Source organism: Kribbella sp. CA-245084, assembly GCF_050942355.1.
In the GTDB taxonomy this organism is placed as follows: Bacteria; Actinomycetota; Actinomycetes; order Propionibacteriales; family Kribbellaceae; genus Kribbella.
In genome coordinates this window covers 1397139-1414659 of the sequence record NZ_CP192053.1, presented here as the reverse complement: position 1 = coordinate 1414659, position 17521 = coordinate 1397139, and the positions used below count along the sequence as shown (strand labels likewise).

General features: G+C 68.1%; 19 protein-coding genes and 1 riboswitch. Of the genes, 9 read left to right on the top strand and 10 right to left on the bottom strand.

Features of this window, described 5'->3' with window-relative positions; all coding sequences use genetic code 11:
- Nucleotides 1-55: 55 nt before the first annotated feature.
- The 3 genes from ACQPYH_RS06985 (at nt 56) to ACQPYH_RS06975 (ending at nt 2701) form a co-directional block, all read left to right on the top strand.
- On the top strand, nt 56-871 hold the full coding sequence (locus ACQPYH_RS06985) for a carbohydrate ABC transporter permease (protein WP_432888217.1): 816 nt from the start codon (nt 56-58) through the stop codon (nt 869-871).
- Complete coding sequence (locus tag ACQPYH_RS06980; protein WP_432888215.1) at nt 871-1743, top strand: carbohydrate ABC transporter permease; 873 nt, start codon at nt 871-873, stop codon at nt 1741-1743. The genes ACQPYH_RS06985 and ACQPYH_RS06980 overlap by 1 nt, the downstream gene beginning before the upstream one ends.
- A gap of 91 nt (nt 1744-1834) precedes the next feature.
- Nucleotides 1835-2701, top strand: a complete 867-nt coding sequence (locus ACQPYH_RS06975; RefSeq protein WP_432888213.1) for an alpha/beta fold hydrolase — start codon at nt 1835-1837, stop codon at nt 2699-2701.
- Here the strand turns inward: ACQPYH_RS06975 and ACQPYH_RS06970 are convergent, their stop codons facing one another.
- Both ACQPYH_RS06970 and ACQPYH_RS06965 read right to left on the bottom strand, forming a co-directional pair.
- The gene (locus ACQPYH_RS06970; RefSeq protein ID WP_432888211.1) at nt 2702-3178 is read right to left on the bottom strand and encodes a DUF7144 family membrane protein; all 477 of its coding nucleotides are present in this window, start codon (nt 3176-3178) and stop codon (nt 2702-2704) included.
- A gap of 15 nt (nt 3179-3193) precedes the next feature.
- On the bottom strand, nt 3194-4285 hold the full coding sequence (locus ACQPYH_RS06965) for a hypothetical protein (RefSeq protein WP_432888209.1): 1092 nt from the start codon (nt 4283-4285) through the stop codon (nt 3194-3196).
- Nucleotides 4286-4461: 176 nt separating this feature from the next.
- On the opposite strand from ACQPYH_RS06965, the gene ACQPYH_RS06960 reads away from it, so the two are divergent.
- Together ACQPYH_RS06960 and ACQPYH_RS06955 are read left to right on the top strand one after the other, a co-directional pair.
- Nucleotides 4462-4995, top strand: a complete 534-nt coding sequence (locus ACQPYH_RS06960) for a potassium channel family protein (protein WP_432888207.1) — start codon at nt 4462-4464, stop codon at nt 4993-4995.
- A 113-nt stretch (nt 4996-5108) separates the two neighbouring features.
- Entirely contained in the window at nt 5109-6290 is a 1182-nt protein-coding gene (locus ACQPYH_RS06955; RefSeq protein WP_432888205.1) for an AI-2E family transporter, read from the top strand.
- 3 nt (nt 6291-6293) lie between these two features.
- Here the strand turns inward: ACQPYH_RS06955 and ACQPYH_RS06950 are convergent, their stop codons facing one another.
- Entirely contained in the window at nt 6294-7259 is a 966-nt protein-coding gene (locus ACQPYH_RS06950) for an LLM class flavin-dependent oxidoreductase (RefSeq protein WP_432888204.1), read from the bottom strand.
- Nucleotides 7260-7354: 95 nt separating this feature from the next.
- Here ACQPYH_RS06950 and ACQPYH_RS06945 point away from each other — a divergent pair, with 95 nt between their 5' ends.
- From ACQPYH_RS06945 to ACQPYH_RS06935, 3 genes are all read left to right on the top strand, one after another.
- Nucleotides 7355-8470, top strand: coding sequence for a mandelate racemase/muconate lactonizing enzyme family protein (locus ACQPYH_RS06945; protein WP_432888203.1), 1116 nt, complete (start codon nt 7355-7357; stop codon nt 8468-8470).
- Nucleotides 8471-8489: 19 nt separating this feature from the next.
- Nucleotides 8490-9440 carry a dihydrodipicolinate synthase family protein gene (locus ACQPYH_RS06940; RefSeq protein WP_432888201.1) on the top strand — a complete coding sequence of 317 codons (951 nt, stop codon included), beginning with the start codon at nt 8490-8492 and terminating at the stop codon, nt 9438-9440.
- 226 nt (nt 9441-9666) lie between these two features.
- The gene (locus ACQPYH_RS06935) at nt 9667-10890 is read left to right on the top strand and encodes a hypothetical protein (protein WP_432888199.1); all 1224 of its coding nucleotides are present in this window, start codon (nt 9667-9669) and stop codon (nt 10888-10890) included.
- Here the strand turns inward: ACQPYH_RS06935 and ACQPYH_RS06930 are convergent.
- The 5 genes from ACQPYH_RS06930 to ACQPYH_RS06910 form a co-directional block, all read right to left on the bottom strand.
- Nucleotides 10887-11912, bottom strand: coding sequence for a zinc-dependent alcohol dehydrogenase family protein (locus tag ACQPYH_RS06930; RefSeq protein WP_432888197.1), 1026 nt, complete (start codon nt 11910-11912; stop codon nt 10887-10889). The genes ACQPYH_RS06935 and ACQPYH_RS06930 overlap by 4 nt on opposite strands.
- 13 nt (nt 11913-11925) lie before the next feature.
- On the bottom strand, nt 11926-12201 hold the full coding sequence (locus tag ACQPYH_RS06925; RefSeq protein ID WP_432888195.1) for a ubiquitin-like small modifier protein 1: 276 nt from the start codon (nt 12199-12201) through the stop codon (nt 11926-11928).
- Nucleotides 12198-13457: a threonine synthase gene (thrC, locus tag ACQPYH_RS06920; RefSeq protein ID WP_432888193.1), complete on the bottom strand. Its 1260-nt coding sequence runs from the start codon at nt 13455-13457 to the stop codon at nt 12198-12200. The genes ACQPYH_RS06925 and thrC overlap by 4 nt, the downstream gene beginning before the upstream one ends.
- 13 nt (nt 13458-13470) lie before the next feature.
- Nucleotides 13471-13613: riboswitch (SAM riboswitch) on the bottom strand.
- A gap of 82 nt (nt 13614-13695) precedes the next feature.
- Nucleotides 13696-14943 (bottom strand): cation:proton antiporter, encoded by a 1248-nt coding sequence (locus tag ACQPYH_RS06915; RefSeq protein ID WP_432888191.1) that lies wholly within the window; start codon nt 14941-14943, stop codon nt 13696-13698.
- A gap of 21 nt (nt 14944-14964) precedes the next feature.
- Nucleotides 14965-15912, bottom strand: coding sequence for a DNA-3-methyladenine glycosylase family protein (locus ACQPYH_RS06910; RefSeq protein WP_432888189.1), 948 nt, complete (start codon nt 15910-15912; stop codon nt 14965-14967).
- 47 nt (nt 15913-15959) lie between these two features.
- On the opposite strand from ACQPYH_RS06910, the gene ACQPYH_RS06905 reads away from it, so the two are divergent.
- On the top strand, nt 15960-16427 hold the full coding sequence (locus tag ACQPYH_RS06905; protein WP_432888187.1) for a hypothetical protein: 468 nt from the start codon (nt 15960-15962) through the stop codon (nt 16425-16427).
- Here the strand turns inward: ACQPYH_RS06905 and otsB are convergent.
- Together otsB and ACQPYH_RS06895 are read right to left on the bottom strand one after the other, a co-directional pair.
- Nucleotides 16393-17226, bottom strand: a complete 834-nt coding sequence (otsB, locus tag ACQPYH_RS06900) for a trehalose-phosphatase (RefSeq protein ID WP_432888185.1) — start codon at nt 17224-17226, stop codon at nt 16393-16395. The genes ACQPYH_RS06905 and otsB overlap by 35 nt on opposite strands.
- Nucleotides 17223-17516, bottom strand: coding sequence for a LytR C-terminal domain-containing protein (locus tag ACQPYH_RS06895; RefSeq protein WP_432888183.1), 294 nt, complete (start codon nt 17514-17516; stop codon nt 17223-17225). Before ACQPYH_RS06895 ends, otsB begins: the two co-directional genes overlap by 4 nt.
- Between the last annotated feature and the right edge of the window lie 5 nt (nt 17517-17521).

Here is a 17521-nt window from a genome sequence, read left to right as displayed (position 1 = left end):
CGGTCGGCGCAGATCCATCCGGCGCCCCTGGGTCGGCCTGCTCTTCGTCGCTCCCATGCTTGTGCTGTTCTTGGTGTTCCGGTTCTTGCCGGTGGTCGGCGCGTTCCTGCTGTCTTTGACCGACTACCGGCTCAGCGGTAAATGGGACTTTATTGCCCTCGACAACTACACGCGGTTGTTGTCGGACAGCGTCTTCCACCAGGCGCTTCTCGTCACCGTCACCTACACGGTGATCTTCGTACCGCTGACAGTCCTGCTCTCGCTCGGCACCGCAGTACTGCTCCATCAAGTGGTCTGGAAGCGCGGGTTCTTCCGCGGCGTGTTCTTCCTGCCGTACGTGACGAGCATCGTGCTCGCCGCGGTCATCTGGAAGTGGATCTACGACGCCCAGGACGGTCTACTGAACGCAGTACTGGGGCTCGTGAACATCGGCCCGATCGACTTCCTCACCCAGTCCGGCACCGTGCTCCCGTCGATCGCGGTGACGTCGGCGTGGAAGGGCTTCGGATACTCGATGCTGATCCTGCTCGCGGGCCTGCAAGCGGTGCCGAAGTCGTACCTCGAGGCGGCGATGATCGACGGCGCCGGGACCTGGCAGCGGTTCCGGTACGTGACGCTGCCCCAACTCCGCCCGGTGCTGTTCTTCGTGCTGGTGATCGAGACCATCGGCTCGTTCCAGGTCTTCGACGCGATGTACGTGATGACCGGCGGCGGCCCGGTGCGGTCCAGCTACTCGCTCGTGTACTTCCTGTACGACAGCGGTTTCAAGTACTTCGACTTCGGTTACGCCAGCGCGATCGGCCTGGTGCTGTTCCTGATCGTGCTGATCGTCTCGCTCGTACAGCGCCGGCTCGTCGGGAGGGACGACTGATGGTCAACATGCTCGAACGCCCGCCGGTACGGGCGGTCAGCGAGACCAAGGCCGTCGGGCGGCGTACGGCGGCCCGGTTGACGTTGCCGACCTTGCTGACGCTGACCGCGATCGTGACGATCGTTCCGTTCGCGGCGATGGTCATGGTCGCCTTCGCGCCGCCCAGTGGGCGGACCTTTCCCGATGCGCTGAACCCGGCGAACTTCACGCTGGACAACTTCTCGCGCGTGCTGTCCAGCTCGGACATCCCGCGGTGGACGGTCAACTCGCTGCTCTACTCGCTCGTCTCGGTCGTCTGCGTGCTGCTGTTCGCGTCGATGGCCGGCTATGCGTTCGCGAAGAAGAAGTTCCCGGGGCGGGAGATCATGTTCTGGGCGTTCCTGGCCACGCTGATGGTCCCGTTCCAGGCGACGCTGATTCCGTCGTACATCCTGGTCTCGCGGTTCGACTGGGTGGACAGCTACTGGGGCCTGATCGTCCCGACGCTGGCCAACTCGCAGGCGGTCTTCCTGATGCGCCAGTTCATCATGCAACTCCCCGACGAGCTCTTCGAAGCCGCGGAGATCGACGGGGCGTCCGAGTGGCGCATCTTCACGACAATCGTCGTACCGCTGATCCGCCCGGTGCTGGCGACGCTGGGAATCTTCGTCTTCCTGTGGCACTGGAACGATTTCCTCTGGCCCCTGGTCATCGGCCAGTCCGGCAACATGCAAACCCTCACCGTCGGCCTGGCCACCCTCCAAACCCAAGCCGTCCCCATCAACCAGGTCATGGCCGGCGCCACCATCACCGTAGTCCCCAGCCTCCTGGTCTTCGGCCTACTCCAGCGCTACCTAACCGACTCCATAGCCATGTCGGGCCTGAAGGCCTGAGTACTCCCCCCGCGTGCGGTGGGGTTTTGTCTCTCCTGGTTGGGGTTCCAGCACCCGTGCTGGTGGCGGGTGGTGGGGACAGGGTTGAGTCATGACTACACGACGTACGGCGATTGGTGTGGCTGTGGGCGCAGTGTTGGCCGGGATACTCGCCGGCTGTGGGCAGGCCGATAGCGCCGATACCCCGAGCGCCGGCACGACTGCCGGCACCCACATGGTCTCCAACGGCGGGCACAGGCTGGCCTTTCAGGTGATCCCGGGCAGCCAGCCTGCGGTTGTGCTTGATGCGGGGGGTGGGGCTGACTCGACGTACTGGAAGGAGCTTGCGCCGGAGCTGGCGAAGGAGACCGGGGCGGAGGTCATCACCTACGACCGGGAGGGGATGGGTGCGAGTGACGACGTACCCGGGCCGTGGAAGGTGCAGAACGCCGTCTCGGATCTGGAAGCCGGGCTCACCGAGCTGGGGGCAAGCCAGGTGGTCCTGGTGTCGCACTCTGAGGCTGGGGAGATTGCTACGTACTTCGCTCAGCAGTACCCGAGCCAGCTCAACGGCGCCGTCCTGGTCGACGCGAGCCTGCCGCCGTTCTACACCGACCCCGAGATCGCCCGGATCGCCGCGGCCACGCAGGCACAGGTCGACGGATTGAAGGGCCATGCCACCACGAAGCCCGAGCGCCAGTTGCTCGCGGTCGCCGCGGAGTACGTGCCGGCTCACACGGCGTACCACAAGATGACCTGGCCGTCCGGCGTACCAACCACCGTCATCGCCTCTGCCAAGACCCCGTTCCCGACCTCACCGCCCGACGCTCAGGCGTGGCGCGCCGCCCAGGCCGAGTTCGCCGAGGCCGCGCCCAACCGGCGCCTGGTCACGGCGGCAAACACCTCTCACGACGTTGCCCTGGACAACCCAGGCCTCGTGGAGGCCGAGGTCGAAGCCATGCTGAAAACAGCCGACTGATCACGACCGGGACTGTTTGCGGTCGAGCATCTGGCGTAGTTCGTCGCCGTGGACAGTCAGGGACCAGATGATGAGGACGTCGACGGCGATGGTGATCGTGGACCAGATGGGGTACGCCGCCAGGAACGCCATGTTGAGCAGGATGCTCGCGATCGCGACGATCACCCCGACCACGCGGCCCCAAGCGCGGCCGTTGAGGAGGGCGATACCGGCTGCCAGGACGAACAGGGCGACGCCCAGGTGGATCCAGCCCCAGTTGTCGTAGTCGAGGTGGATCGCCAGGCGGGACGGGCGGACCAGGAAGTACGTGTCGTCGAAGATCGCCACGAAACCCTGGAACGCGTGGATCATCCCGAGCACGATCATCATCACGCCGGCGAACAGGATCCCGCCGACCCAGCGACTGGTCCACTCCGGGACCTCGACCTCACCGGGCCGTCGATGGGCTCCGCTGGACAGTTCCTCGGGCTCCGGCATGGCGCTCTCCTCAGCTCACGGCTGCTTGCTCACGGCTTCGGCTGCCGTGGTCGCGCGGTACTCGCTGACCGGGTGGTACCGGTCGTAGAGCATCGTCAGAGTGGTGACCAGGAAGACGAAGAACAGCGTGTCCGGCAGCGACAGCGCGCCGTCGCCCCGCGTCAGCAGCAGGTCGGCGACGAGCACCAGCGCGATGTTGATCACCAGCAGGACGACGAACGAGAACGTGGCCGAGTCCCACCCGTACCCGCGCCGCGCGCTCCACAGCCCGATCGCGGAGTTCAGCACCACGAAGAACGCGATGCCGAGGAAGAGCCTGAGGTCGCTCGTCTGTACGCCGGGCAGCACCCGCCCGTAGATCACACTGATCAGGCCGATCAGCACGATCTTCTCGACGGCCGTCATGTCGAACACTCGGTTGTGTGCGGCGCGGTACGCCATCCGTTCGCCGGCCTCGTCCATCTCCACCGGCAACGGATCGGCGCTCAGCCGCAACGTCCAGTCGGGCGGCCGGAGTCGCGGCCGGACGACGAACCACAGGACTGCTGCGAGTACCAGTACCGCCGCGATCAGCGCGGGGAGGAACCACGGTACGTCGCGGATCGTGTCGGTCAGATCGAGCTTGAGGATGTGGATCCAGGTCTCCTGCGGCAGCTTGATGAAGATCCAGATCCCGGCCGCGACCTTGACCCAGAACCGGAACCCGTACCGCATCGGGTTCCGCCGCGCGCGCACGCCCTCGTACGCGATGAAGAAGTACTCGAACGTGTTCGGGAACACCAGTAGCAGGAACCGCAGCCCGGTGAGCTCGAACAGCACCACGCCGATCTGACGGTAGAAGAACAGGAACCGGCTGATCCTGACCGCCCCCGGGTTGCTCCAGTTGCGCAGGCTCGCGAGGTAGGCGATCGACAGGTAGAACACGTCCATCGCCTTGTCGTAGCTCTGATAGTTCGGCGGGTCGTAGCCGAACAGCTGGAAGATCGTCTGATCCACGCCGTCGAGGAGCAGACAGGCGATGATCGCCGGCAGCGGGTAGCGCAGGATGAAGAACGGCAGCACGAAACGCGCCAGCACGACGGTCCAGAACACCACCTGGACGTCCATTCGCCACCCCCATCCGTCCGACTCAGGCTACGACCGCAACCGTCCCGCGGGCCTCACCTCATCCCGGGGTTTCCCGGCGGCCCGATTCGGGGGGATCATCCAGGGCGGATGACGCGAGCCGGGGCTCGTCCGGGAATGGCGATGCCGCGGCGTGGCGGGTGCGATGCACTCAGGGGGTGGCAGACAGCGGCGTCCACCGTCTTCCGCCGGGTGAGCAGCGTCGGCTTGCGCGGAGATCCTTGCTGCGGTCGCTGGCCGGAGGGGCGGTCATCGTCGTGGGGTACTTCGTGCTCCCGATGGATGGGCTCGACGGGATCGTGGCGGTGTACCTGGGGCTCGGACTCCTCGTGGTCGCGGTGGTATTGGCGTGGCAGATCCGCGAGATCACGCGGTCGCCGTACCCGCGGATCCGGGCGGTCAACACGCTGGCGACCTGCGTGCCGCTGCTCCTGGTCGTGTTCGCCGCGGCGTACTACCTGATGGAACTGAACCGCGCAGGCAGCTTCACCGAGCCGCTGACCCGCTCCGACGCGATGTACTTCACGGTCACGGTCCTCGCCACGGTCGGCTTCGGCGACATCGCACCGGTGACCGAGGCGGCTCGCCTGGTCGTCACGGTGCAGATCATCGGGGACCTGCTGCTGGTCGGCCTGGGCGCGAAGGCGCTGCTGACCGCAGTACAGGCCGGTCTGCGCCACCAGCAGGACTGACTCACCCGTGACGTACGACGCCCGCCGCTGCCTCCTCCGGGACGCGTGATGCCGCCGGAGGGGATGTCGGCGATGTTCGAACTCCCTGGCCCGACGCGGAGGAGAAGTACGAGATGCCCGACTCCCCCGACGCCCCACCGGCGGACGCCCCGAACTCCTCGGACTCCCCAGTCGACCCGGCCGAACCGTCGCCTGGGGGCGCCGCCGCATCGTGGTCCCTTCCGCGGGGCGTCGTGGTTCTGCTGGGTCTGGCCGGCGCGATCATCACGGCCGGCGGGTTGCACGGGTTCTCGAGCATCGCCGGCCCGGTGTTCCTCGCGCTCATCCTGACCATCGCGGTCAGCCCCCTGCGCCGGCTCCTGATCCGGCGTGGCGTCCGTCCGTGGATCGCCGCCCTGATCGCCATCGTCGTCGTGATCGCCATCCTTGTCGGCCTCGCCGCTGCGCTGGCGCTGTCCATCGCGCGGCTCGCGACGCTGCTGCCGACGTACCGGGACACCTTCGGGCAACTCGTCAATGACGTCCGCGCCTGGCTTGCCGACCTCGGCGTCGGCGACCAGGAGATCCAGCGTGCCGTGCAAGCCCTCGACCTGGGCAAGGCCCTCGGGGTCCTCCAGAGCTGGCTGACCAAGTTGCTCGGAGTGTTCTCCGACCTCGGCTTCATCGTGATCCTGCTGTTCTTCATGGGCATGGACGCCAACAGCTTCACGAAGCGCCTGACCGAAGCCGCAAAACACCGCCCTGGAATCGCGAGCGCACTGACCAGCTTCGCGCGCGGTACGACGCGGTACCTGGTCGTCTCCACCATCTTCGGCCTGATCGTCGCCGTGGTGGACGTAGGCGTCCTCTACGTGCTGAGCGTCCCGCTGCCGTGGCTGTGGGGCCTGCTCGCCTTCATCACGAACTACATCCCGAACATCGGCTTCATCATCGGCGTCGTCCCACCCGCGCTGCTTGCCTTGCTGGACAACGGCTGGTCCTCGCTCATCTGGGTGATCGTCGCGTACTGCGTCATCAACTTCGTCTTCCAGTCGATCATCCAACCGAAAGTCGTCGGCGACGCGGTAGGCATGTCCACGACCCTGACGTTCCTGTCCCTGGTCTTCTGGGCCTGGGTCCTGGGCCCACTGGGGGCGATCCTCGCCATTCCCCTGTCCCTTCTGGCCAAAGCCCTCCTCCTGGACGCCGACCCCTCCACCCACTGGGTCAACGGCCTGATCTCCAGCAACGACGGGAGACCTGAGAAACCCTTGGAACAAGCCGACGAGGCCGCTCCAACCGCGGCGGCTCCGTAGCGCCTACAGCAGTTCTCCGAAGGCTTCGATCGAGCGCAGTGCGTCTGCCTGCGACATGCCCGGCGGCTGGATGCGGAGGATGATCCCATCGGCGCCCAGCTCCTCGTAGTGGGCCAGGCGGTCGGCGCATTGGGCCGGGGAGCCGATCAGGCTGCGGTCGACGATGTCGTCCCAGCCCTGGGTGTAGCGGCTGACATCCGTCGAAGTGCGCTTCCAGCCGGTGTAGGCGTCGTACAGGTCGCGTAGCGGCTCCTCCAGCGCCGTCCTGGCGTCCTGCGACGTCGGAGCGCAGTACCCCTCCCGGCAGAGGATGACCTCCTGCCCGAGCGTCCCCTCCCCGCGCGGATACGACAGGTACTCCGAGATCTTCGCCGGCAGGTCCGCGTCCAGCTCGTTGAACGACGTCGTCCACCCGTCGCACATCCGCGCGGTCCGCTCCAGCACCGCCGACACCCGCCCGCCGTTCCAGATCCGCGGCCGCGGCGACTGCACCGGTCGCGGCGACAGGTACGCGTCCTGGATGCTCGTGAACTTCCCGTCGTACGTGACCTCGTCCGACGTCCACAGCCGGGTCAGGATCTCCAGCCCCTCCTCGAAGCGCGCGACCCGCTCGGCCTGCGTCACGCCGTACAGCGCGAACTCCTCCGGCCGGTACCCGAGCACGAACCCGGCCGTCAGCCGCCCGCCGGACAGTACGTCGATATGCGCCAGCGTCTCCGCAAGTACGACGGGGTCGTACAACGGCGTCACGATCCCCGCCGTGGCGATCCCGATCCGGGACGTCTGTGCGGCCAACCACGTCATCGACGTGAGGATCTCGTGGTACCCGGGCCGGTGCAGGTGCCGTTCGCCGAGCACGACCCACTCGAACCCGGCCTGCTCGGCGAGCTTCGCCTGCTCGACCGCGTCGGCCAACTGGGGCCGCTCGTCCGGGGTGCCGTAGAGGTTCAGATAGAGACCCAGCCGCATCGGGGTGCCACCTTCCGTTGACAGAGAGCGCTCAGGGTATTTACGGTCTTGACCGTAAATGCTTTTCGATCGGATTGCGACCCTAGGAGCCGGTTATGAGTCTTGCAGTACAACCGGCGGGGTTGCCGGACGGGGCATCGGCGCCGATCAGCGCGATCAAGACCCGTGTGGTCAGCGCGCGGTACCGCCGTCCGTTCCAGATCAGCAGCGGGATCAGCACCGAGCTCATCAGCCTGGTCGTCGAGGTCCACACCGCCGACGGCGCCGTCGGGATCGGCGAGACGTCACCGATGACGGCGTACACCGGTGAGACGCTGGCCGGCGTACAGGCTGCGATCGAGGAGCACCTCGCGCCAGCCTTGATCGGCCGCGACCCGCTCGACCGGGCCGGTGCGCATGTCGTGATGGACGGCGTACTGCGCGGCCAGCAGGTCGCCAAGTCGGGCCTCGACATCGCTCTGTACGACCTGGCCGGTCGACTGAGCGGCTGGCCCGTGCATGCGATCCTCGGCGGCAGTGTCCGCGACCGCGTGCAGACCACGTGGGTCGTCGGCCTCGGCACGCTTGATGAGATGGCCGCAGAGGCAGCGGAGTACGCCGAGCGCGGGTTCATGCACCTCAAGGTCAAGGGCGGCCAGGACCCGGCCAAGGACCTCGAGCTGATCCGTGCGGTCCGCGCCGCGATTCCTGACGACGCTGAGCTGTGCCTGGACGCCAACGAGGGGTACGACGCGACCACGGCCCTCCCGTACCTCGCCAAGATGAGCGTCGCCGGGCTGACCTTGCTGGAACAGCCCCTGCCCCGCTGGGATCTTGCTGGGCTGGTCCGGCTGCGCGAACGCCTCGACGTACGCGTGATGGTCGACGAGAGCATGCACTCGCTGCACGACGCCATGGAGATCGCTCGGCGCGGTGCGGCCGACGTACTGAACATCAAGATTCTCAAGGTCGGCGGGCTCCACCGTGCGCTGCAGATCGCCAATGTGGCCGAGGCTGCGGGGCTGGCCGTGAAGGTAGGCTCGATGCCGGAGCTGGGCGTGGCCACGCTGGCCGCCGTACACCTGGCCGCCGCCGTGCCCGGTGCGACCGTCGCGGCCGACCTGGTGGGGCCGCTGATGGTCGACGAGGACCCGCTGGCGCCGAGTGTGTTCGCCGACTGCGACGGCTGGATCGACGTACCGAAGCGCCCCGGTCTCGGGCACTCTGTCTGACGCTGTCTGAGAGGACCTCATGCACTCACTCGTAGAGCGACTGCGCGGCACACTGCTTCCCGCTGTGGTCACACCGATGGACTCCGACGGCGTCGTCGCGTACGACGCTCTGACCGCGTACGCCGGTGCCCTGACGGCGCAGTCCGTCGGCGGGATCGCGGTGTGGGCGCACACCGGGCGCGGGCTGTACCTGTCGGCTGGTGACCGTGCGAAGGTGCTGGAGACGTGGCGGCAGGCCACCGACGTACCGATCGTGGCGGGAGTCGGCGTACCTCGCTCTGCTGAGGCGGCTGGGTTGCAGGAGGCGGCCGATGCGACGGTGGAGATGGCGCTGGCCGCTGCCGCAGGTGGGGCCGAGGCAGTGATGGTCTATCCGCTGGCCGCGCTCGGCGATCTGCCGGACGGGGACGCGCAGGCGGTGGCGCTTCACGAGCGGGTCGCGGCGGAGAGCGGGCTGCCGCTGGTCGGGTTTTACTTGCACGGGGAGGCCGGTGGGTACCCGTACTCGCCTTCGCTGATCCGCGAGCTGTTGTCGCTGGACGCGATGCTCGGGGTGAAGACGGCGACGCTGGACCGGGCCATCGGCTGTCAGGACGCGATCTGGGCCGGACGCGGCAGCGGCAAGCTCCTGATCACCGGCGAGGACCGCATGTACGGGCCGTCGTTCATGTGGGGCGCGGACACCGCGCTGGTCGGCATCGCATCGGCACAGGTCGAGCTGTCGGCCGCAGTACTGCGTGCTTGGACCGCCGGTGACCACTCCGGGTTCCTGACCGCGTCGGACCGGCTGGACCGGTTTGCGGCGGCGACGTTCTACGCGCCGATCGAGGGGTACGTGCAGCGGATGCTGTGGGCAGCCGAATGGGAGGGCCTGGTGCCGGCCGAGGCCGCGCACGATCCCTACGGTCCTGACCTGCCGCCGGGCGAACGCGACCTGGTGATCCGCTGCCTCGAGGAGCTCCACACCTAGCACGGGCAGTGGGGTGGCGCGCTCCCTCCTTCGCTCCACCACACCGCCGCCGTCCTGGACCGCCTGCAGGGGGTGGCGGCAATTGTGGTCTTGACCGAAACTAAAAGAGTCCGCCCTGAACGTCAAGATCTCAGCGCTCCCTGCGCTATTCTGCGAGTTGAGGGCCAGACCAGAAGTCGTCGGAGGATGCCGTGAGGATCAGCTCAGCTTCGGGGCCGGTGACCTGATGGCGCTCACGGTCGGCGTCGTCGGACCGGAGGACCTGGTCCAGCGCGTGACCGCGGTCGGCGCACCGAGCGGGACCACCCTGCACCCGCTGGCCTACCGGCACGAGACCGAAGCGGTCGAGCTGGTCTCGCAGGCGCACTCCGACGTCGACGCGTTCCTGTTCACCGGCGTCGTCCCGTACACGATCGCCACCGAGGCCGGGGTGATCGACCGGCCCGCGATGTACGTCTCGTACGACGGCGCGACGCTGTTGCGCGCACTCGTCGAGCTGCTGCGGCTCGGGCACAACGTCACGCAGTTCTCGATCGACACACTGCGCCGGTCCGAGGTGATCGAGACGCTGATCGAGGCGAAGCTCCCGACTGAACACATCCACGTGCTGCCATACCGGCCCGGGCTGACGTCGGACGACATCGTCGAGTTCCACCGCACCGCACGCGAGAAACACAACACGAAGGTCGCGATCAGCTGCCTGGGTTCGGCATTCCACCTGATCGAGAACGAAATGCCTTCGGTACGCCTCGCGCCGTCGCGCTACTCGATCCGCTCCACGCTGCAGGCACTCATCCTCACGACGACCGGTCAGCATGTCGGGGATGCGCAGGTCGCGCTCGGAGTGATCGATCTACCTGAGCCCGACGACGCGCTCGCCGCCGACCTCATCACGCTCGGCGGCAGCCTCGCCGCTCTGCCCGACGGACGGCACTTGGTCGTCACTACACGCGGGTTGCTGGAGCAGGCCACGGAGCAGTTCTCCCGCATGCCTTTACTCGACCACCTCGCGGCGCGACACAGCACGGCGTACGTCGGCTTCGGCGTCGGCCGTACTGCGGCTGAAGCCGAGGCGCTCGCCCGTCGAGCCGTCAGCCGTGCCGCGTCGATCGGATCCGTCGCCGGCGTTGTCTCGATGTCCGACGACGTCGAGATCGTCATCGAACCGAGCGGCGACCAGCCCACCACCGCCCGCGGCACAGAAAGCCTGCCGTTGCTCGCCCGCCGAGTCGGCCTCAACACCCAGACCCTCGCCCGCATGCGAGAACTCACCGCCACCCTCCCCGACGGCCTCACCACCCAAGACGTAGCCGACCACCTGGCCGTCCAACTCCGCACCGCCCGCCGAGTCTTGAAGCGCCTGGAACGAGCCGGCCTAGCCGCCCCCACCGGCACCCAACAACACGGCCGCACCGGCCGCCCACCCACGGTCTACCTGATCCGCCTCTAACTGCTGCCTGGTGTGATGACGGTGATGCCGGCTGTGGTGCCATCGGACAGCGCGGCAAGGGCAGCGGGGGTTTGGTCGAGGGTGATGGTGCGGGTGATGAGCTCGGCCGGTCGGAGCTTGCCTGAAGCAACTAAGGCCAGCATTTCGGGGTAGGCGTGGGCGGGCATGCCGTGACTGCCCAGCCACGACAGTTCCTGGCCGATCAGGCGGCCGACATCGAGCTGTACGCCGTTCGGCAGCAGGCCGACCTGGACGTGGCGGCCTCGGGGGCGGACGGAGGAGAGGGCTTGCTGGACGATGTCGTTGGAGCCCAAGGCGTCGATGGTGACGTGAGCCCCGCCGAGATCCTGGATCCGGGCGGCGACCTGATCCGAGGCCTGAAGGGTGTGCGTGGCGCCGTACTCGCGGGCCAATGCGAGCGCCTCGGGATTGGTGTCGATGGCAACGACTTCTGCGTCGAGGGCGGTGGCGATCATGACGGCGGACAGGCCTACGCCGCCGCAGCCGAAGACGGCTACGCGTTCGCCGGCTCGGACCTTGCCGACCTGGTGGACGGCGCGGAACGAGGTGGCGAAGCGGCAGCCCAGGCCGGCGGCGGTTGCGAAGTCCATATCGTCGGGGAGACGGACCAGATTCACGGAGGCATACGGCACAGCGACGTACTCGGCGAAGGAGCCCCAGTAGTTGAAGCCGGGCTGGAGCTGGTTCGGGCAGACCTGTTGGTTGCCCTCCAAGCACTGCTCGCACTGACCGCACGCGCAGATGAACGGCGTGGTCACCCGATCGCCGACCTGCCAGTCGGTCACTCCGGCACCGACCGCCGCGATCGTCCCCGCCAACTCATGGCCCGGGACGTGCGGCAGCACGATGTCGGAGTCGTGCCCCATCCACCCATGCCAGTCGCTGCGGCACAGGCCGGTCGCCTCGACCCGCAAGACGACCGCGCCGTCCGCCGCGACAGGTCGCGGAACGTCCCGTACGACGGGGACGACGCCGTACTCCTCGACGACTACAGCACGCATCAGGACAGCTTAATCAGCCGCCCGCCACCGCCGGGATGATGGAAACCTGGCCACCGTCCTTGATCGCGGTCTGCAGGCCTTCCGCGAACCGTACGTCGTCATCGTCGACGTAGACGTTCACGAAGCGGCGCAGCTCGCCCGAGTCGTCGAGGACGCGGCCCTTGATCCCGGGGTACGACGCGTCGAGCGAGTCGAGCACCTCGGTCAGCGTCGAGCCTTCCGCGGAGACCTCGGACACGCCCTGGGTGTACGGACGCAGGATGGTCGGAACCCGAACGCTCACACTCACTGCAGGCCTGCCTTCACGAAGGCGTCGTACGACGCGGGGATGGTCACCTTGGGGCCGACCCGGTCGGCCACGGCGTCGAGCGTCTTGAGCCCGTCGCCGGAGTTGATGATCACGGTCTCGGCCTCGGGGTCGAGCTGGCCGGTCGCGATCAGCTTCTTCAGCGTCGCGACGGTCACGCCGCCCGCAGTCTCGGCGAAGACGCCCTCGGTCCGGGCCAGCAGCTGGATGCCCTCGATGACCTCTTCGTCGCTGACGTCCTCGATCGCGCCACCGGTACGGCGGGCGACGTCCAGCACGTACGGCCCGTCGGCCGGGTTGCCGATCGCCAGCGACTTGGCGATCGTGTCCGGCTTGACCGGCTTGACCACGTCGTGCCCGTCACGGAACGCCTGCGCGACCGGAGAGCAGCCGGTCGCCTGCGCGCCGTACACCTTGTAGTCGGTAGCGTCGACGAGACCCAGCTTGCCGAGCTCGGTGAAGCCCTTGTCGATCTTGGTCAGCTGCGAACCGGAGGCGACCGGGATGACGATCTGCTGCGGTAGCCGCCAGCCGAGCTGCTCGGCGATCTCGAAGGCCAGCGTCTTGGAGCCTTCGGAGTAGTACGGGCGGACGTTGACGTTGACGAACGCCCAGCCCTCTTCCTCGCCGGCGATCTCGGAGGCGAGCTTGTTCACGTCGTCGTAGTTGCCCTCGACGGCGACCAGCGTCCCGCCGTACACGGCGGTGGTGATCACCTTCGGGCGCTCGAGGTCATGGGGAATGAACACGACCGAGCGGATGCCGGCCCGGGCGGCGGCCGCGGCGACGGCGTTGGCCAGGTTGCCGGTGGAGGGGCAGGCGAAGACCTTCATGCCCAGCTCGCGGGTCGCGCTGAGCGCGGAGGCAACCACCCGGTCCTTGAAGGAGTGGGTCGGGTTGCCGGAGTCGTCCTTCACCCACAGCTTGCGCAGGCCGAGCTCGCGGGCGAGGTTCTTGGCGTCGATGAGCCGGGTGTAGCCGGGCTCGGTGTTCGGGTAGCTGGCCACGTCGACGGGGACGGGCAGCAGCGGCTGGTACCGCCAGATGTTCTTCGGACCGGCCTCGATCTGCTCGCGGGTGATCGTCGGGTACTCGTATCCGACCTCGAGCGGACCGAAACACTCCATACAGGCGTAGAACGGGCCGAGCGGCGACTTCGCCCCACAGGCGCGACAGCTCAGGTGCGTACCGTTGCCGAAGGCACCTTCACGGATCGTGTGGGTGGCGGTCTGGCTCATGAGTGAGGTTCCCCTCTCATCTTCCCCGGGAGCCGGATCTCGGCGCGGGACGGATTTGGCACCGGTCCCTCGCTGAGATCACCCCGGACGGGGTCTCGACGGGGAGGGTTGCCGGGACGTCAACGGGCCGTTTCCCTCAGTCCCTCTGGATGAGCTGCCCCCGAGATTACCCAATCGGGTCCATATTGTGTCTTGTGATCCCACCATTCGAGACGGGCGATCTCAGTTGCGGAGCCGCTCAGGCGGCCCGGTCCCGGCGTACGTCGAGCATCCGCATCAGCGGTGTCGCGGCGACGCCGTGGACAACCACACTCAGCACGACGGTGAAGCCGACGGTCGCCCAGAGCCACGGTAGGTCGGTCCCGAAATCGGCACCGGCGTACGCCAGGTAGAACACCGACCCGACGCCGCGGATCCCGAACGCGGCGGTGACCCAGCGTTCGGAGCGGCGCATCGGCGTTCCGGTCAACGACACCCAGGCGGTCAGCGGACGGATCACCAGCACCAGCAGCAGGCCCAGCGCGGCACCGGCGAAGGTCAGCGGCCGCAGCAGCCCGGCTGTGATCGCCGATCCGAGGAGCAGCAGGATCCCCCAGGTCAGGATGTGTTCGAGCTGCTCGACGAACCCATGAAGGTCCTCATGGAAGTCGTGGTGCCGCTCAGCCGCGCGGAGTGTCAGAGCGGCGATGAAGACGGCGACGAATCCATACCCGTGCAGCACCTGGGCGAGTCCGTAGACACCGAGCGTCATCGCGAGGGCCAGCACGGGTTCACGCGAGTCGGCCAAGCGGAAGGTCCGCGAGGGTGCGGAGAAGGCCATCTTGCCGAGCAGCCAGCCGATCCCGAAACCGACCAGTACGCCGATCACGGTCCGCCCGATCAGATCCCAGGCGAACCACTCGAGTGCCCAGCCACCCACCGCACCCTTGGTCGCGCCGAACACCGCCGCATAGACGAACGGGAACGCCAGACCGTCGTTCAGACCGGCTTCCGAGGTCAGCGCGAAGCGAACCTCGTCATCCTCCTCAGGCTCGGCGTCCGCGCCGGTCGACGGACCCTGTACCTGCACGTCCGAGGCGAGAACCGGGTCGGTCGGCGCGAGTACAGCGCCGAGCAGCAGGGCGGTCGCCGGCGCCAGGCCGAGCAGCCAGCCCGCACCAGCGACAGCCGCGATGCACGCGGGCATCGCGACCAGTAGGAGCCGCCAGGTCACCTTCCACCGGTGCCAGCCGATCGGGCGGTCGATCGCCAGGCCGACGCCCATCAAGGCGACCAGGATCGTCAGCTCGGCCAGGTGCTTGGTGAGGCCTGACTCGACGATCGGACTGAGGTGGGACTGGTCGACAGCGAGGCCAAGGAGCAGTCCCGCACCGAGGAAGCCGATCGGCGCGGAGACGGCGTACCGGCGGAGCAGACGCGGCAGGACGGCGCCGAGCAGCAGCGCCAGGCCCGCCACGAGATACAGGCCGTCGCCGTTGATGGTCATGGTGTGGATCCAGTGCCCGGACTAGCGCAGGCGATGCGTCGCGCCCGGCGTGTGGGTGGGTAGCGCCATGCGCGGGCCGAAGCGGGGATGGTTGATGCCGGCCAGCTCCAACAGCCTTTGCACCCGGAAACGATGTCCTCGATACGGCTCGATCAGCTCGGCGCAGCCGTCGTCGTCCAACTCCTCGCCGATCAAGGCGTACGAGACGTTGCGCGACACGTGGTAGTCCGCGAACGAGAACGCATCCGCGTCCCCATGCGCTCGCTGCCGCACTTCGGCCGCCGTCCACACGCCGACTCCCGGGAGGGACCGCAGCCGCCGCTCGATCTCCTCGGAATCGGTCAGCTCGAGCGTCCGTTCCAACGCCTTCGCCCGCGTCGCCGCCGTCAGCACAACCCGCGACCGCCGCCCCTCGACACCCGCCCGCAGCCACTGCCAGGACGGGATCCGCCGCCAATCTTCAGGCGCCGGCGGCACCATCATCTGCCGCCCGTCCGGACCGCCAGGCCCCGGCGCAGGTTCGCCGTACTCGCGCAGCAGCAGCCGCCACGCCCGGAACGCCTCCTTGCCGGTCACGACCTGCTCGATCCCGGCCGCGGCGAGCGCCTCGAACACCGCCCGCGTCCGCGGCACCCGCAGATGTGGAAACCGCCGCGCCGCATCCACCAACGCCTGGTGCTCCGGCAGCGGCTCGAACCCGTCCCAACTGTCCCGATCCCCCAGCAGCTCCGGCACCCCGTCGAGCGCCCACTCAGCCCCGGCGCCCCACGCCTCGGCCTCCACGCCCCCGGCGTACGGCGTCAACCGCAGCTGCACCGGCCCGTCAGGCGTCCGACTAGCCCGCCACACTGTCCGGCGCCCCGCATCGAACACGTACGCCGGATCGCCCGGCCCCTTCCGAAGCCCTCCGATCACCGAATGCGGATCGACCACTCGCCCCGCGCGCCAGACCCGCACCACCGAACTCACCCGCCAAGTCTTACCCACCCCACCGACAGAACCCCATACTGGGCGGCATGACGGCCTGGCAGTGGGTCAAGTTGGTAGGGAACTTCCTCAATCTGTCCACGCTGGCCGGTGCCTTCGTCGGCGTCCTCGGACGCGCGAAGTTCACCCGCGGCCCGCGCGGTCTGTACTTCGCGAACGGCTACAAGCTCGGCTTCCCGGTCGCGGGCGCGTTCACGATCGGCAACGTCATCCTCAGCAAGAACGACCGCTCGTACTTCGACAACCCAGCGCTAGTGCGGCACGAGGAGCGGCATTCCTGGCAGTACTTCTGCCTGATCGGCCTGCCGATGCTGCCGCTGTACGTCGTCGGCGTGGTGATCTCGTTCCTGCTGACCGGTGATCCGGCGTCGCGGAATCCGTTCGAGCGGCTCGCGAACCTGAAGGAGGGCGGGTACGTCGAACGTCCGATCCAGCCGCTCGGGAAGACCGTGACGCAGGCGTTCAGCGTGCTGAGATCGCGTCCGAAAGGGCCGTGAGGACGGTCACCACACCGCTGGGGTCGTCGACGACGATGTCGGCGGCCTCGATCAGCTCGGTCGCGTTCGACGATCGCGTCGCCAGCAGTAGCGCGCTCAGCCCGGCTGAGCGCAGCGCCCCGATCGCCTTGAACGCGGCGAGGTCGCCCAGGTCATCCCCGGCGTACAGGATCGAGCGGGCGCCGGTCGACTCGACCAGACTGCGGATCGCGACGCCCTTGTCGATGCCGGGTGGTCGCAGCTCCAACACGAGGTTGCCCGGCTCCAGCCGCAGCTCGGTCTCCTCGGCCAGCGCAGTCAGCGGCCCGCGCAGCAGCTCAAACGCACCGGTCGGATCATCCAGCCGCCGCGTGTGCACAGCCAGCGAGCTGTCCTTGTCCTCCACAAAGGCATCGGGTACGCCGGCCTCGGTCAGCAGGCCCGGCAACCGGCCTCGAGCCGTTGCGACCCCCGCCGGCACCGGTGCGGTCGTGACCTTGCCGGTCGCAGCGTCCCACCGCTCCAGCCCGTAGTGGCCGAGCACTACGAGCTGGCCGAGACCAGGGTGAGCACTCACCCCCGAGAGCTCCGTAGCGACCAGCGCAGGGCGACCTGTCACGATCGCCACCTGGCCGACGGAGCGCGCCAGCCGGGCCAGCGCGTCCAGGGCGCCCTCGACCGGCCGGGACCGTGCGGGGTCCTCGACGAGCGGCGACAGTACGCCGTCGAAGTCGGACGAGATCACTGCAGTGGCCGGATCGGCGACGATGGCTTCCCAGCCTGCACGCCCGGCATCGGTCTGGATGACCGGAGTGCTCATCCGGCGTAGTCCGAGGTGAGGATCACGGTCAGGCGATCCATCTTCATGTTGTCCAGCGCGCCCTTGCTCCGGCCGATGCCGATGTCGTGAGCGAGCTGGTTCGCGGCCTGGAGCATGCCGGGCGGGTAGTAGACCGTGCTTTCGGCGACCTTGCCGTGCCAGTTGTCGGGCGAGCCTGCGACCGTCCAGCCGGCCTGCCGAGCGCGGCCCGCGACCTCGTCGGCCAGGCCCTTGCGCGGCGTGTTGTTGTACACCTCGATCGCCGGCCGCTCCTCCACCGGAATGGTCACCGGCT